At 59.8% G+C, this 15,444-nt stretch carries 14 protein-coding genes; 10 read left to right on the top strand and 4 right to left on the bottom strand.

Translation table 11 applies throughout. The annotated features are described in order from the left end of the window. Positions 1-19: 19 nt before the first annotated feature. Complete coding sequence (locus tag SIC14_RS20105; protein ID WP_412563683.1) at positions 20-1,681, bottom strand: TadE/TadG family type IV pilus assembly protein; 1,662 nt, start codon at positions 1,679-1,681, stop codon at positions 20-22. Between the two features lie 452 nt (positions 1,682-2,133). Here SIC14_RS20105 and SIC14_RS20100 point away from each other — a divergent pair, with 452 nt between their 5' ends. The 3 genes from SIC14_RS20100 (at position 2,134) to rpoD (ending at position 6,669) form a co-directional block, all read left to right on the top strand. Continuing rightward, positions 2,134-2,457, top strand: a complete 324-nt coding sequence (locus SIC14_RS20100; RefSeq protein WP_412563682.1) for a hypothetical protein — start codon at positions 2,134-2,136, stop codon at positions 2,455-2,457. Between the two features lie 93 nt (positions 2,458-2,550). Then, positions 2,551-4,542 (top strand): DNA primase, encoded by a 1,992-nt coding sequence (gene dnaG / locus SIC14_RS20095; RefSeq protein ID WP_412563681.1) that lies wholly within the window; start codon positions 2,551-2,553, stop codon positions 4,540-4,542. A 129-nt stretch (positions 4,543-4,671) separates the two neighbouring features. Continuing rightward, positions 4,672-6,669, top strand: coding sequence for an RNA polymerase sigma factor RpoD (gene rpoD / locus SIC14_RS20090; RefSeq protein ID WP_412563680.1), 1,998 nt, complete (start codon positions 4,672-4,674; stop codon positions 6,667-6,669). Between the two features lie 201 nt (positions 6,670-6,870). On the opposite strand, the gene SIC14_RS20085 is transcribed toward rpoD, so the two are convergent. Continuing rightward, positions 6,871-7,152: a DUF1330 domain-containing protein gene (locus SIC14_RS20085; protein WP_412563679.1), complete on the bottom strand. Its 282-nt coding sequence runs from the start codon at positions 7,150-7,152 to the stop codon at positions 6,871-6,873. A 96-nt stretch (positions 7,153-7,248) separates the two neighbouring features. Here SIC14_RS20085 and SIC14_RS20080 point away from each other — a divergent pair, with 96 nt between their 5' ends. The 7 genes from SIC14_RS20080 to ribD all read left to right on the top strand — a co-directional run bounded on the left by SIC14_RS20080 (position 7,249) and on the right by ribD (position 12,196). After that, a complete protein-coding gene (locus SIC14_RS20080; RefSeq protein ID WP_412563678.1) occupies positions 7,249-8,142 on the top strand; it encodes a LysR family transcriptional regulator in 894 nt (297 codons plus the stop codon). Between the two features lie 71 nt (positions 8,143-8,213). Beyond that, on the top strand, positions 8,214-8,495 hold the full coding sequence (locus SIC14_RS20075) for an HlyU family transcriptional regulator (protein WP_412563677.1): 282 nt from the start codon (positions 8,214-8,216) through the stop codon (positions 8,493-8,495). A gap of 27 nt (positions 8,496-8,522) precedes the next feature. Further along, positions 8,523-8,684, top strand: a complete 162-nt coding sequence (locus SIC14_RS20070; protein ID WP_412563676.1) for a hypothetical protein — start codon at positions 8,523-8,525, stop codon at positions 8,682-8,684. Between the two features lie 6 nt (positions 8,685-8,690). Then, the gene (locus SIC14_RS20065; RefSeq protein ID WP_412563675.1) at positions 8,691-9,116 is read left to right on the top strand and encodes a secondary thiamine-phosphate synthase enzyme YjbQ; all 426 of its coding nucleotides are present in this window, start codon (positions 8,691-8,693) and stop codon (positions 9,114-9,116) included. A gap of 105 nt (positions 9,117-9,221) precedes the next feature. Further along, positions 9,222-10,451, top strand: a complete 1,230-nt coding sequence (locus SIC14_RS20060; protein WP_412563674.1) for an alpha/beta fold hydrolase — start codon at positions 9,222-9,224, stop codon at positions 10,449-10,451. 143 nt (positions 10,452-10,594) lie between these two features. Further along, positions 10,595-11,062 (top strand): transcriptional regulator NrdR, encoded by a 468-nt coding sequence (gene nrdR / locus SIC14_RS20055; RefSeq protein WP_412563673.1) that lies wholly within the window; start codon positions 10,595-10,597, stop codon positions 11,060-11,062. A gap of 36 nt (positions 11,063-11,098) precedes the next feature. After that, positions 11,099-12,196: a bifunctional diaminohydroxyphosphoribosylaminopyrimidine deaminase/5-amino-6-(5-phosphoribosylamino)uracil reductase RibD gene (ribD, locus tag SIC14_RS20050; protein WP_412563672.1), complete on the top strand. Its 1,098-nt coding sequence runs from the start codon at positions 11,099-11,101 to the stop codon at positions 12,194-12,196. A gap of 30 nt (positions 12,197-12,226) precedes the next feature. Here the strand turns inward: ribD and SIC14_RS20045 are convergent, their stop codons facing one another. Both SIC14_RS20045 and SIC14_RS20040 read right to left on the bottom strand, forming a co-directional pair. After that, positions 12,227-14,305, bottom strand: coding sequence for a capsular polysaccharide biosynthesis protein (locus SIC14_RS20045; protein WP_412563671.1), 2,079 nt, complete (start codon positions 14,303-14,305; stop codon positions 12,227-12,229). Next, positions 14,305-15,438 (bottom strand): polysaccharide biosynthesis/export family protein, encoded by a 1,134-nt coding sequence (locus SIC14_RS20040; protein ID WP_412563670.1) that lies wholly within the window; start codon positions 15,436-15,438, stop codon positions 14,305-14,307. Before SIC14_RS20040 ends, SIC14_RS20045 begins: the two co-directional genes overlap by 1 nt. Between the last annotated feature and the right edge of the window lie 6 nt (positions 15,439-15,444).

Raw genomic sequence — 15,444 nt, 5'->3', positions numbered from 1 at the left:
AGGAAGTGACGCAGCCCCATCATTGGACCAGCCTCAGTTTCCGGATCGACGCCGCAATCGAAGCGAAAGCATCGTCAATGGCCAGACCGTCCACGTCAAAATGGTGGCTGTCCGAGGAGGCGCAGGCCTGCAGCACACGTTGACCACGATCCGGCGCTTCAAAGCCAACGGTGAAGATCACGATCCCCTGGTTTTTGGCGGCAGTACAGATCGCGTCGGTGCGGGCATCTTTGGTGTCCGAGCCGTAGTAATTGCGCACGTTGTAGTACCAGTTGTTCCAGCGGTTGCCGTCAAAGGTGTAGTTTTCCTCGACGTTCCATTCCAGAGATGCGCGGTTCCAAAGCTCGGGATAGGTCAGACGCACGGCGGTGCCGGGTTCATCGCGGTTCTTGCATTTCCAGACCCATTTGCTCTTCTTGTTGTTCCACTTCCAGAAGCAATCCTGATAAGTGCCATTGCCGTAGGGGTGGTCTTCCCAGCTTTCGGTGGTTGGCCACCAGTACCAGCTGCCATCCTGAATGGAGTAGCGGTTTTCCTCCGCGTTGTACCAGACGTAGCTGTCGCCGGATTTGTAACCGTCGTTGATAAAATACTGGCTGGTGTTCTGACCATCGGTCATTAGCACCACAACCTTCAGGGTTGAGCTTTCGTTGAACGCATGTGGGCGTCCTTCAAAGGCGATGTCTGCTTCACCATCCAGAATCATGTCGCTCAGGATCGGCTGAGTAGAGGGATCCAGCAGCGCGGTGCCCCACTTCATCCCAACATCGATCGAGGTGTTGCCCCAGGCGGTCAGGCTGTCGATGTAGTTGTGCAGATCGGTCTGAGTGTTCGAAAACGGTAGGATCTGCTGGTGGGATGCGACGGGGCAGACCCGGCCAAAGCTCGACTCGGAGTCTTCAGACAATTCGCGGTGATACCAAGGGTCGAAATGTGCCGTGCGGTCCAGCGTCACCAGCGGGTCGATCTCCGTGGTGTCGAAATCGGTGCCGTCAAAGTTCACGCAGTGGGAGTAGCTGTGTTCATTGGTGACCGAATACCGGTCCAGCAGGCTTTGTCCGACACCGACCTGCGTCGCGTAGGGCACAACCGAAATGTAGACGTTGCCCTCTTGTGCGGAGGCCAGAACCGTGTCCACAAAGGATTTTGCGGCGGGCCGCAGACGGGTCAGGCGCGAGTTCGAGTTCATCGAGCCCGAGACGTCCAGCACCAGCGAAATTTCAATGCCGTCGATCCGCTCTTCCGCCTGGCCAATGGCCGGGGCGGTCAGCGTGTTGATGTCGATCAGTTTCATGAAATAGGTGTCCAGCGTTGTCTCCGCTGTGGCATGGACCGAGCGATAGCCGATCCCCTCATCCACGGTGATACTGGACAGGTAGGCGCCAACCCCGGCCTTGTCGAAGTAGTCACGGACCACTTCTTCGGGCGGGCGGGTCTGGTCGAGGTCGGCCGCGGCCAGAACGGCGCGGTCCAGGGTGGCTTGTAGCGCTGACCGGTCGCGCTCATAGCGCATCAGGTCAATGCCGACACCGCCGACCATCAACATACATAGAAACATGAATACGGAAAACAGCACAACGGCACCGCTTTCGTCCCGGTAAAACCGGCTGAAACAGCCGACCGGAAAACGACGCAATGCGGGCGCGTCGGGCCTTTTGGGCACACCAATTCGTTTTTTCATTGCTCTTACCTCTGACAAACAAACGACCGACACTGTCCCCATTTTAGACCCCCGGGTGCAGGCGACCTTGAAAACAAGGCCGCAGTCGGCAGAGCGTAAATTTTCACTGCTTCCGCTTTGGCGGGGAAACGGGGCCAAAAAAAGGCATGGCATGGGCAATGCTGGGGTTCTTGTTCAAAGCTTGATTGCAATGCTTGGAATTGCTGTGGGATTGTTTCCGGATTGCGCCTAATGCGCTGAGCTGCGGCGCTTTTTTGTATCGATTGCTAAAGTTTTGCTGCGGGCGGACCGGCAGGGAATTGGCCGTCTCTCTGCACGTCATGGCACCCAGGCGGGCAGGGCCTGTTGCCGCGACCACCGCGATCAGGGGCTTGCGTCAGAGCAGCCAAATTGGCATCTATCTCTCGGTCCATTTCATCTTGCCGCCGCCTGTATCTGAGGAGTTTTCGCACATGAAACGCATTTTTTTCTCGTTGAGCGTGACCTGCGTCCTCGTCTCGGGCACGGCAACGATGGCCGCGGAAACCGAAGAGCAGCGCGCCGCCCGCTGCGCAGCGCAGGCCGCTGTGGTGACCAAGGCGGTTGAACTGCGGTTGGAAGACAAACGAGAGAAACGGGCGCGCAAACTGGTTCTGAAAGATGATGAGATTGCCGGCACCGCCGCCGAGAGCCATGTCGATCTGCTGGTCAACTGGGTTTATCAGCTGCCCGAAGAACAGCTGGGTGATCAGACCGCCGTGGCCTTCGAAATGGCTTGCAGCCAGTTCTCCGGCTAACGCCTGCCGCCAGAACCAACCCGGAATTAACCCAGTCCTGATCCGCTGCGTTCAGCGATTGCCTGTGCGCCCCCGACCGCTATAGTTAGACCCATGAGCTTGCCCTCCGGATTCCTTGATGAGTTGCGGACCCGCACCAGCATTGCGCAGGTGGTTGGGCGCAAAGTCATGTGGGACATGCGCAAGTCCAATCAGGGCAAGGGCGACATGTGGGCACCATGCCCCTTCCATCAGGAAAAATCCGCCTCTTTCCACGTCGATGACCGCAAAGGGTACTACTACTGCTTTGGCTGCCATGCCAAAGGGGACGCCATCAGCTTTGTCCGCGAAACCGAGAATGTGGAATTCATGGAAGCGGTCGAAATCCTGGCGCGCGAAGCTGGCATGCCGATGCCCAAACGCGACGCGCGGGCGCAACAGAAGGCAGACAAACGCACCCAGCTGGCCGAAGTCATGGACATGGCGGTGCAGTTCTTCCGCTTGCAGATGAGCCGTGGCGTGGCCGGCGATGCCCGCACCTATCTGCAAAAACGTGGACTGGGGCCGCAGACGCAGGACCGGTTCGAGATTGGCTTTGCCCCAGAGGGCTGGCAGAACCTGTGGGACCATCTGCGCGGCAAGGGTGTGGCGGAGGACTTGATCCTGGGGGCCGGGCTGGCGAAGCCGTCGAACAAGGGCAAGAAGCCCTATGACGTCTTTCGCAACCGCATCATGTTCCCCATTCGCGATCCCCGGGGCCGCTGCATTGCCTTTGGCGGGCGGGCGATGGACCCCAATGACAACGCCAAATACCTCAACAGCCCAGAGACCGAGCTGTTTGATAAAGGCCGCAACTTGTATCACCACGGCCCCGCCCGTGAGGCCGCTGGAAAAGGTCAGCCGCTGATCGTGGCCGAAGGCTATATGGATGTGATTGCGCTGGCTGAAGGCGGCTTTGGCGCCTCGGTTGCGCCGCTGGGCACAGCGATCACCGAAAACCAGCTGCATCTTCTGTGGCGGATCGCGCCCGAACCGATCATCGCGCTGGATGGTGACACCGCCGGTCTGCGTGCCGCGATGCGGGTGATTGATCTGGCATTGCCGCTGTTGGAGGCTGGAAAATCTCTGCGGTTTGCCCTGATGCCCGAAGGCAAGGATCCCGACGATCTGATCCGGCAGGAAGGGCCGCAAAAACTGCAGGAGATCCTCAACAGTGCCATTCCGATGGTGGATCTGTTGTGGCGGCGCGAGACCGAGGACAAGGTCTTTGACAGCCCCGAACGCAAAGCGGCGCTGGACAAGTCTCTGCGTGAAAAGATCAAGCTGATCCGCGATCCGTCGATCCGTGAACACTACGGGCTGGCGATCAAGGATCTACGCTGGGAATTGTTTGGGCAAAACCGTCGCCGCGATTTCCAGCCTCAAGGGGGCAAAGCCGGTGGCTTCCGTGAGGGCCGTGCAAAGTTCCAGCCGGGCTTCCGCAAGGGGGGCTTTGATCCTGCGCCGCTGGCCAGCACCAAATCCTCGATGCTGGTCGCCGCAGGTGAGGGGGCGGACGGCCGTCTGCGCGAAGCGGTGATCCTGGCCAGCCTGATCCGTACCCCTGATCTGTTGTTGGAGTTCGACACCCAGCTGGAGCGGATGGAATGTTCTGATTTTGAACGCACCCAGATCCGCGATCTGTTGCTGGATTGCTGTGACACCAACCAGTTGGGCGACGTAGAGGGCCGCGTTTTTGATGCGCTGGGCCCCTATGCCCTTGAAAGCCTGTTTGCGCTGCCCCATGTGGCCATTGCGCCCTCGGTCCGTCGCGCCGGTGATCTGGAAACCGTGCGGATGTCGCTGGCCGAGGAGTTTGCCAAGCTGCAGGCCGACAAGGGGCTGAACGCCGAGATCGAAGAAGCTGAGGAAGAGCTGGCCGTCAGCGAAGATGACACGCTGACCCGCCGCCTGCATCAGGCCGCTGAAACCAAGAACCGCGCCCTACGCAGCGAACAAGAGGACCGCGCCCATTACGACGTTGGCGACAACGGGGCGCGAATCAACCGCGACGAACGGGATGCGTTCGACGCTATTTTGGACAAAATCAACTTCTCCAGACGCTAGCACCGTGCGTTTTGGTGAAGAAAACGGAAGAAATTCGGGGTAAACGGGTTTCCGAATCACGGAATCACGTTATTGATTCGCTTTAACCGAATCACACGCCCCGATGCGTCCGCCTGCATGGAGAGTTACATGGCTGCCAAAGACACCGAAGACCGCAAGCCCGACGATCAGGACGCTGAGGTTTCCCTGGACATGAGCCAGGCCGCCGTTAAGCGCATGATCGCTGAGGCGCGGGAACGGGGCTATATCACCTACGACCAGCTGAACCAGGTTCTGCCGCCGGATCAGGTGTCTTCGGAACAGATCGAAGATGTGATGTCGATGCTGTCCGAAATGGGCATCAACATCATTGAGGATGAAGAGGCCGAAGACGAAGAGCAGAAAACCACCGCTGTGGTAGATGTCTCTTCCAACAAGGGTGAAGTGGCCCTGTCTTCTGGCACCACCGAGAAGCTGGACCGCACCGATGACCCGGTGCGGATGTACCTGCGCGAAATGGGCTCGGTTGAGCTGCTGTCGCGTGAAGGCGAAATTGCGATTGCGAAACGGATCGAAGCCGGCCGCAACACCATGATCCTGGGCCTCTGCGAAAGCCCGCTGACCTTCCAGGCGATCACCATCTGGCGCGACGAACTTCTGTCCGAAGACATTCTGCTCCGCGATGTGATCGACCTCGAAACCACCTTCGGCAACACGATGGGGGAAGACGAGGAAGAAGAGGGCATTGTCTCTGCCGCCAATGTCGCAACCGCCCCCTCTGGCCAGCCGGCTCAGAAAGAGGAAAAGCAGGAATACGACGCAGACGGCAATCCGATCCGCAGCGACGATGACGACGATGATGAGGACGAACAGGCCAACATGTCGCTGGCCGCGATGGAAGCGGCGCTGAAACAGCGTGTGCTCGACACCCTCAACAACATCGCCGAAGATTTTGAAATCCTGTCCGAAATGCAGGACGCCCGGATTTCCGCCACACTGAATGAGGACGGCAGCTTCTCCGAAGAGGATGAGGCGCGGTACCAGAAACTGCGGTCGGAAATTGTGGAACTGGTGAACGGTCTGCACCTGCACAACAACCGGATCGAGGCGCTGATTGACCAGCTCTACGGCATCAACCGCCGTATCATGTCGATCGACAGCTCGATGGTGAAACTGGCCGATCAGGCCCGGATCAACCGCCGTGAGTTTATCGAAGCTTATCGTGGCGCCGAACTGGACCCGACCTGGCTGGACCGCATGGCTGAAAAGCCGGGCCGTGGCTGGCAGATGTTCATTGAACGCTCGACCGACAAGGTCGAAGGTCTGCGCAACGATATGGCCCAGGTCGGCCAATATGTCGGTCTGGACATCCCCGAATTCCGCCGCATCGTGGCGCAGGTCCAGAAGGGTGAGAAAGAAGCCCGTCAGGCTAAGAAAGAGATGGTCGAGGCCAACCTGCGTCTGGTGATCTCGATCGCCAAGAAATACACCAACCGGGGTCTGCAGTTCCTGGACCTCATCCAGGAAGGCAACATCGGCCTGATGAAGGCGGTGGATAAGTTCGAATACCGCCGCGGCTACAAATTCTCGACCTATGCTACCTGGTGGATCCGTCAGGCCATCACCCGCTCGATTGCGGATCAGGCCCGGACCATCCGTATTCCGGTGCATATGATCGAAACGATCAACAAGCTGGTGCGGACCGGCCGTCAGATGCTGCATGAGATCGGCCGTGAGCCGACGCCAGAAGAACTGGCGGAAAAGCTGCAGATGCCGCTGGAAAAGGTCCGCAAGGTGATGAAAATCGCCAAGGAGCCGATCTCGCTCGAAACCCCGATCGGGGACGAGGAAGACAGCCAGCTGGGCGATTTCATCGAGGACAAGAACGCGGTGCTGCCACTGGATTCGGCCATTCAGGAAAACCTGAAAGAAACCACCACCCGGGTTTTGGCCTCGCTCACCCCGCGTGAGGAACGGGTGCTGCGGATGCGTTTTGGCATCGGCATGAACACCGACCACACGCTGGAAGAGGTGGGGCAGCAGTTCTCGGTGACCCGCGAACGGATCCGTCAGATCGAAGCCAAAGCGCTACGAAAACTGAAACACCCCAGCCGGTCGCGCAAGCTGCGCAGTTTCTTGGATCAGTAAACTTCTTAACTCACATGAATAGAGCGCCCCTTGGGGCGCTCTTTTTTGTTTGGCCGGGTCGCGGGGGAGAGGGCTTTGCCCCCTCTGTGGCCAAAATAGGATTTTGCCCCCATTCACCCCCAGGATATTTTCGCCAAGCAGAAATCGGCTTTCTTCTTGGTCCAAATATTCCCGCCGGAGGCGGAATGGGGTGTCTGTCGCTTAGCCCAGCAACAAAATGTCTGACCCACCAGCGCTGCGGCGCAGCTCGTGCAGGGCGGCAAGGTCGGGGTCATTGGCCCAGGCCATTGCCGCAGCGCGGTCAGGGAAGGACAGCAGCGCGGCAGTGTCCGGCTGGTCGGGGCTGCCGTCCAGCACGGTGAAATCCTTGCTGGCGCTTTCCACTTTGCCGCCATGGCGGGCGAGCGCCTCGGCCGCTTTCTCGCGGTAGGCGTTCAGGGCATCGGGATTGGTTACAGTGAGTTTTGCGTAGGCGTAGATCATCTTGCTGTTCCTTTTGGGTTGATAGGGCCAAGATGGGGGTAGAGGCGGCAGGCGAAAACGCGCGACTTTGCACCTGGCGTATGCGACAACGCATATATGAAAACTTATGACGATCTACACTGGGACGATCTACACTGGGACGATCTGCGCACGGTGCTGGCGCTTGTGCGGCATGGCACTCTGGCCGAGGCAGGGGCGCAGCTTGGCGTCAATTACACCACCGTGGCGCGGCGCATTGCGCGGGTTGAGCGGGCGCTGGACTTGCCGGTGTTTGAGCGCACGGCGGATGGCTATCGCCCCACAGAGGTGGCGCAGCAGATCGGCGCCAAGGCGGCCGAGATGGAGGCTGCCGCAGATGACTTGCTGCGCGGGCTGTCTGGTCAGGATCAACGGCTTAGCGGTCCTTTGGTGGTCACGGCACCACAGTTGTTGATTGCCCATGTGCTGGGCCCGGCCCTAAAGGCTTTCACCGCGAAATACCCGGAGATTCAGCTGAAGCTGCGCGCCTCCAACGATTTGCTGGACCTGAACCGGCGCGAAGCCGACATCGCGCTGCGCATCAGTCGGGATCCGGGCGACACGCTGAAAGGCCGCCGTCTGGTCGAGCAGGCCTCGGCCTCTTTTGCCAGTGCGACCTATGCCGATCACATCTCGCAACATACGGACTTGCCGATAGACTGGTTGGTCTATGAGGGGATGGCGGACCTGCCCCCTCATGTCCGCCAGCATCACCCGCTGTCACGCATCCACATGGTCTTTGACGATATGGTCGCGATGGCGGGCGCTGCGCAGGCGGGTTTGGGGGTGGTGCGGATGCCTTTGTTTCTGGGCCGCGCCTTGGGGCTGAGGCAGATCGATCTGTTGCCGCCGCAACCTTACCCTGAGATCTGGCTGGTGGCGCACCGCGATCTTTGGGCCTCGGCCAAAGTTGCGGCTCTTCGCGCCGAGCTGGTGCCCTTTTTCAAAGCGGAACGTCACCGGTTTATCTGACCGCTCTTGCGCATCTGATGTGTACACTCCAGACTAAGGGGTAAGCATAAATTCAGACCAGCGGGTGCGAAATGTCCCTTTTCTCCAAACTCTTCGGTGGCAAATCCGGTGACGGCAAAAAGTCCAAGACTGTGCCGGAGGACTACAAAGGTTTTGTGATCTTCCCTGAACCGACGCCGGATCAGGGCGGGTTCCGCATCGGGGCGTTGATCGAAAAAGAAATCGGTGGTGAGCTGAAATCCCACCGGATGATCCGTGCCGATACGGTGCCGACCGAAGAAGAGGCCAAACGCATCAGCCTGCTGAAGGCGCAGGCCTTTATTGATCAGATGGGCGACGGGGTGTTTGGCTAATCACGTGGTCGCTGCTAGGCTGGTGCTATGGATCCTATCGCGCTTGTCTTCTATGCCGTGATCTGCGGCCTACTCAGCCTCTTTGCCCCGTCGCTGGGCGGTATGGTGCCGCGACTGGCACTGGGGGCGGTTGTCGGAATTGTGGCGGCGGCCTTGCTGCCCACCCTCAAAGCGCTGATCGGAGGCTGAAATTCCATGCCGTCGCAAACCCGGTTCACTTTGCCTACGCGGGGGCAGGGCCTCTATGAGTTCACCCGCGAGGTGGCCCGATGGGTTGCCGAACAGGGGAACGATACCGGTCTGTTAACCCTCTTTGTGCGTCATACCTCCTGTTCGCTGCTGATCCAGGAAAACGCCGATCCCGAAGTGCAGGTGGATCTGCGCAATTTCTTCGCCCGTCTGGTTCCGCCCACGACAGACCCCAGTATGGCCTATCTGACCCACACTTACGAAGGCCCGGACGATATGCCGGCCCATATCAAAGCGGCAATGATGCCGGTCAGCCTGTCGATTCCAGTCTCGGGCGGGGCCTTGGCGCTTGGCACCTGGCAGGGCATTTACCTGTTCGAACACCGCGACGCGCCGCATCAGCGGCAGGTGGTGGCACACTTAGCGGGCTAGGCTGTAACCATTTTCACAGCCGCCGTTCGACAGGGCACGTTTCTGTGAACCCCCTTGTGTCAGGTGCCTCCGGCCTTTGATGGTGAAGGGAACGGAGGACGTGCCATGACAACTCAGACCACATCGAAAACCCAGCGCTTCACCTTTCAGGGGCATGACGGCAGCGAATTGTCTGCCCGTCTGGATCTGCCGGAGGGTCCGGTGACGGCTACGGCGCTTTTTGCCCATTGCTTCACCTGTTCCAAGGACATCCCCGCCGCACGGCGGATTTCGCAGCAACTGGCGCAGCGGGGGCTGGCGGTGTTGCGCTTTGATTTCACCGGTCTGGGCCATTCCGAAGGGGAGTTTGCCAACACCAATTTCACCACAAATGTGACCGATCTGGTGCTGGCCGCTGAGGCCCTGGCCGAGCGGGTTGCCGCACCGCAACTGCTGGTCGGTCATTCCCTTGGCGGGGCGGCGATCCTCAAAGCGGCAGGAAAAATCCCTTCGGCGCGGGCGGTTGCCACGCTTGGTGCGCCGTTTGATCCGTCTCATGTGGCACATAATTTTGGCAGCAAGATCAAAGAGATTGAAGCCGCAGGCGGAGCAGAGGTTGAGCTTGCGGGCCGTCCCTTCACGATTTGTAAACAGTTTCTGGAGGATATTGCAGCGCAGGAAATGGCGCCCGCGATTGGGGGGATGAAAAAGGCGCTTCTGGTGCTGCATGCGCCGTTGGATGATGTGGTTGGGATCGAAAATGCGGCGTCGATCTTTGGCGCGGCCAAACATCCCAAAAGCTTTGTCACGCTGGATGATGCCGATCATCTGATCACCCGCGCCCGCGACGCGGAATATGCCGCCGATACGATTCAGGCCTGGGCGGCGCGCTATGTGGATTTTGCGGCGGAGCCTCAGACCAAGGCTGCGCCCGATGGGGCTGTGCATGTGTCAGAGGCGGAGGGTGCTGGGTTTCTGCAGGATGTGAATATCGCCGGTTTGCATCACTATCTGGCGGATGAGCCCGCTTCGGTTGGGGGCAGTAACCTGGGACCAACGCCGTATCAATATCTGTCTGCGGGGTTGGGTGCATGCACCACCATGACAATCCGCATGTATGCGCGGCGTAAGGGCTACCCGCTCGACCATGTGGCGGTGGATGTTTACCACGACAAACGCCATCACGAAGCGATGGAAAGCACGGGGCAGAAACGGGATGTTTTCCGCCGCGACATCCACGTGCGTGGCGCGTTAACAGATGCGCAGCGGGCGGATATTCTGAAGATTGCCGATAAATGTCCGGTGCATAAAACCTTGCACGCAGAGGCGGTGATCGAGACAAATCTGCTCGATTAACCAGAAAAATAAGGGTGGGGGCAACAATCCATAGCGGTTGTGAATTTCCCCTACCCAAACCCTAGCGGCCTCCCTATAGTAACTGTGGATAACTATGGGTTGATGCCCATAGGCGCGCAGAGCTGAGAAAGAGGGGGCCTTTCATGCGTTGTCCGTTTTGCGGAAATATCGACACTCAGGTGAAAGATTCACGTCCGGCCGAGGACCATGTGTCGATCCGTCGGCGTCGGTTCTGCCCTGCATGTGGCGGGCGTTTTACCACCTATGAACGGGTGCAGCTGCGCGATCTTGTGGTGATCAAATCCAATGGTCGCCGCGAAGATTTCGACCGCCCCAAGCTGGAGCGTTCGATCCGCATTTCGATGCAGAAACGCCCTGTTGAGCCTGAACGGATTGATCAGATGATCTCGGGCATTGTGCGGCGGCTGGAAAGCATGGGCGAGACGGATATTCCCTCTAAAACAATCGGTGAGATTGTGATGGAGGCGCTGGCCCGGATCGACACCGTGGCCTATGTGCGTTTTGCCAGTGTTTACAAGAACTTCCAGGCGGCTGACGATTTCGATAAATTTGTTTCGGAGCTGCGTCCGGACATTCCTGCCGACGACTGAACCGTTAATCGAATCTTAGGATTGGTGCGTTACAACATGAGCACGGATGCGCGCTACATGGCGTTGGCTTTGTCTTTGGGGCGACGGGGGCAGGGCAACACCTGGCCAAACCCCGCGGTGGGCTGTGTGGTTGTGCGTGATGGGCGCATTGTTGGGCGCGGCTGGACACAGCCGGGTGGCCGCCCTCATGCAGAGGTTGTTGCCCTGGCGGAGGCTGGGGCGTTGGCGCGTGGTGCGACCGCCTATGTCACGTTAGAGCCTTGCGCCCATACCGGGAAAACCCCGCCCTGTGCTTCGGCCCTGATCGACGCAGGGATTGCCCGTGTCGTGGCCGCGATTGAGGACAGCGACCCCCGGGTCTCCGGCAAAGGGTTTGCGATGCTGCGCGACGCTGGAATCACGGTTGTGACAGGTGTGCTGGCGGCGGAGGCCGCACAGGATCTAGCGGGCTTTTTCCAACGGGTCGAAACCGGACGTCCTTTTGTCACGCTGAAGCTGGCCAACAGTTTTGACGGGCGCATCGCCACGGCCACAGGCGAAAGCCAGTGGATCACCAGCCCCGAGGCACGGCGCTATGTCCATGCCCTGCGGGCAAACCATGACGCCGTTATGGTCGGCGCAGGCACGGCGCGGGCAGACGATCCCTCCCTGACGGTGCGGGACCTGGGGGTGACGCGGCAGCCCGTACGCGTTGTCCTGTCGCGCCGTTTGGATGTGCCTTTGATGAGCAAACTGGCCCGCACAGCGCGGGAAGTACCAGTTTGGATTTGCCACGGCCCCGAGTTGGACCCGCTTTTGCGGCGCAGTTGGCAAGAGCTGGGCGCCGAGCTGATTTCATGCCCGCTGTCTCAGGGGCAGATTGACCCCGCAGCGGCTTTGTGGGCGCTGGGAGAGCGGGGATTGACCCGTGTTTTCTGCGAAGGCGGCGGCGCGCTGGCTGCCGCTTTGCTGGCGCATGATCTGGTAGATGAACTGATAGGCTTTACGGCCGGCGTGGCGATCGGCGCAGAAGGATTGCCTGGAATCGGGGCGATGGGGCTGGAACGTTTGGCTGAAGCGCCGCGCTACAGGTTGGTCGAAACCCGCGCAATTGGCGGCGACGTCCTGCATCGCTGGCGGCGCGGCACCGGGTGACGCGGTTCACCGAATCTTAAGCTATCGACCTTATCCTCGGCGCCACAAATGGCTGTAAGAGGAGAGAATTCCCTGAAACTTTGAGAGTATTCGTAGGCTGGGCGGTGTTGGAGCAATGCCGTTTTCCAAACGTTCAACGATCAGTTCAACCGGGCAGGGCTGTCCTGTGACCGGGTCCAGATAGCGCGGATAGTCGATAAGCGTTGCATGGATCAGACCTTCCAGCGGCACCAAGATGTTGCGTCGCTTCGTGGGGGTGCTTTTGTCGACGGTCAGGCCCCAGCCGGCATAGAAAGGTGTACCCAGGCAGGTGACTTTGACGCCGCGCAACAGGGCCTCAAATCCCAGAAGGGAAGTCATCGTCCAGACTTCCTGCACATCCGAGAGCAGCGTTGCCGGATCACCATTCTCGATGGTGGCATCGGCAAACTCCGAGATTTGCGCAGTTGTGAGTTTACCCGGTCTCAGCCCAGCCTCGACGTCTGGATGGGGTTTGTAAAGAAGGGTTGCCTGCGGGTTGGCTTGCCGCGCGGCCGCCAGCAAACCAAGGTTGGTGCACACATCGCTGGTGCCAAGACGGATGGAGGCATCGTCTTCGACCTGGCCTGGAACAAGGATACGATGTCCAGATGGCAGATCCGGTGCCGGATGACCGATGTTGTATTTACTTAGCCCGGCCTGGATCAAAGACCGGCGCAATCTATCTGCCCGATCGCGCTGATCTTCGCGCAGATTTGCGCGGCTTTTTATTAGGTCCTCCAGGCGGCTGGGCCGGTTGGGGTCATAGTAGATCCCTTGGTCGTCTAGCACCAAAGACAGCGGCGGGGTCAGTTCGGCGCCAAGCCCTTTGGAGCGGAGGAACCCGTCTTCGATTCTGGTCAGGTCATCGGGGATTTTTGCTAACGTTTCGGCGTTGCGGGCCCAAATCATTTGGCGTCGGAGATCCGGCAAACGCTCCCCCGGCACGGAGGCTGCTGCGCTGGCAGGGGGCAGCGTGGGGTGCGATGAAAACTTGACCGGTTTGACAGTGCCAAAAAAGGCGTTGATCTGTCGCCGTTTCCACAGGCGCATGCCGGAGGCCTGCCAGCCGTGCAGGTCCTCCGCATAGGCGCGGGACCGGGCGGCCAGGATATCGATGACATCTTCCAGGGCGCAGAGCCGGTCACGAAACGGATCATACCAGACTGGGTAGAGCATCATGACGGCTGCAAACAGCTGCGCGCGGGTCAATTGCCGGCGGCGGCGGGGCAGGGGCGTGAAGTCTTCGGTCAGCCCCCAGCCGGCATAGAATGGCTGGCCAAAAACATGTGGGCGGTGACCGGCCATGATCGCCTCGAACCCGAGGCCAGAAGTGACGGTGTAAACTGCAATGGCGCTTTCCAGCAGCGCATGAGGGCTGGCAGCCCCATCGTATAGAGCCACGCCGTCGGGCAGGTCGGCGGCGTCAAAATGGCCCTGCCGATGGCCCGCACGGGTTTCCGGGTGCGTCTTGATCACAATACGGGCGTGCGGATGATCATCGCGTGCCTGCATCAGCATCTCTGCAAAGCTATGTTTGTTAGCACGGCCCAGTTTGATCGCGGCATCATCGCGGGTCTGGTCGATCAGCAGCACATAGCCCGGTTCCGGCAGCGGGGCGTCGGGATCAAAGGCGGCGTATTTGCTCAGCTGGGTCTCTTTGATCCGCGCCATACAGTCGCGTGCACGGGTCAAGAGACTGGCGTCGTCCAGCGGGTGCAAGTTTAATATGGCTTCCAGATCAGAGGGTTGGGTGATGTCAAAATGCATCGCCCGTTTGCAGATCACCAGCCCCAGCGGCGGTTCACCGGAGCGGCCGGGATGTAGGGAACGCAGAAAGGCGTCCTCAATCCGCAGGAGGTCCGCACCACTGCGTTCGGCCACGGCTTCGCCGCGCGCCGCATAAGGAGAATGACCCCAGACCGCAACGGTTTCGGCAGCAGAAGGTTTGGTCAAACGCAGGTCATAGCCGGCCAGCGCCAGGATCCGACGCACTTGTTTCTGACGTAGAAAACCGGCGTTGAAATAAGCAACCCGCCGAGAAGCGCTCCCGGCGGGTTGCAAACCGATCCAATCGGGCGGGCGTGGCATTAACTGCCGCCACCCAATGCGGCGATGGAACTGGCCGAGGTCAGCGAGCCGGTCAGAGCCGAGATGGTTTTGTCCCACTGTGTGAACGGTGCTTCGGTGACATAGAGGGTGTCTTCGTCGCGCACCGCAAAGTCACGGGCCAGGAACAATCCGTTTGGTTTGGTCAGGTCCAGCACGTAGACCAGACGCTGCGCCCCTTCCAGGTCGTTGCGCCCCAGCACGGAGTTAGCGATTTCAGCAGGTTCGTTGCGCAGGATAAAGACGCCGGTTGGGTCTGCGGCCGTGGCGACAAGGCCGCCGACCTGCGCAATAGCTTCGATCGCAGATACGGTCTGGCTTTCGAAGCCAACGCGGGTTTGGCTGCCGGTGGCGCCAAGCGCGGTAAAGCTGCGGGTGTCGCCTTCAACCAGAATGCGGTCGCCGCCGCGCAGGGCGATGTCCAGTTTCGGGTTCTCATAAAGGTCTTCAAACCAGATATGGCCACGTTCCCCACTGCGGATCACAGTCACCTGGGCAATTTCCGGATCGATTGTCACGCCGCCGGCACGCGCCAGCATCGCCGAGAGCCTGCGGGTCGGCCGTTCGATGGCGAAGACACCCTGGGTGCCAACCGCCCCGACCAGCGAGACGGTGGAGCCGTCACCGGCCACGCGGCGCACTTCGACCTGCGGTTCTGGGGTCTGCTCTTCGATCTTGCGAGTGATGATATTGCGGATTTGCTCGGGCGTGTTGCCCGCAGCGCGGATCCGGCCTGCGTAGGGCACAAAGATAAAGCCGGCGCCGTCGACCTGAATTTCGGTCAGGGTTGAGTTGGCACCGGTGCGGGTAAACAGGCCGACGTCAACGTTTTCCCAGATGGTCAGGCTCAACGTGTCGCCGGGGCGGACCACGTCGGAGCCAAGCTGGCCTGCTTTCAGGAAGCGGTCGGGGAAGCCAAGGGCCGGTGTCACGGCAGTGGCGCGGGTGACGCGGTCGTTTACCGAAACGATATAGGCATCGCCTTGGTTCAGCACGGAACCTGCAAAAATTTCGCGTTTGTTTGGACCAACGCGAGGAAGGCCACAGGACGCAACCAGCGCCACAGCAGCCAAAAGGGCGACGGACTTCGCCCGGCGGGAGCTAAAGAATTTCACTGCTCG

This window comes from Thalassobius sp. MITS945101 (assembly GCF_047123305.1).
In the GTDB taxonomy this organism is placed as follows: Bacteria; Pseudomonadota; Alphaproteobacteria; order Rhodobacterales; family Rhodobacteraceae; genus Thalassobius.
Note: the sequence above shows the minus strand (reverse complement) of the source record. Positions and strands in the feature narration are given on the sequence as shown.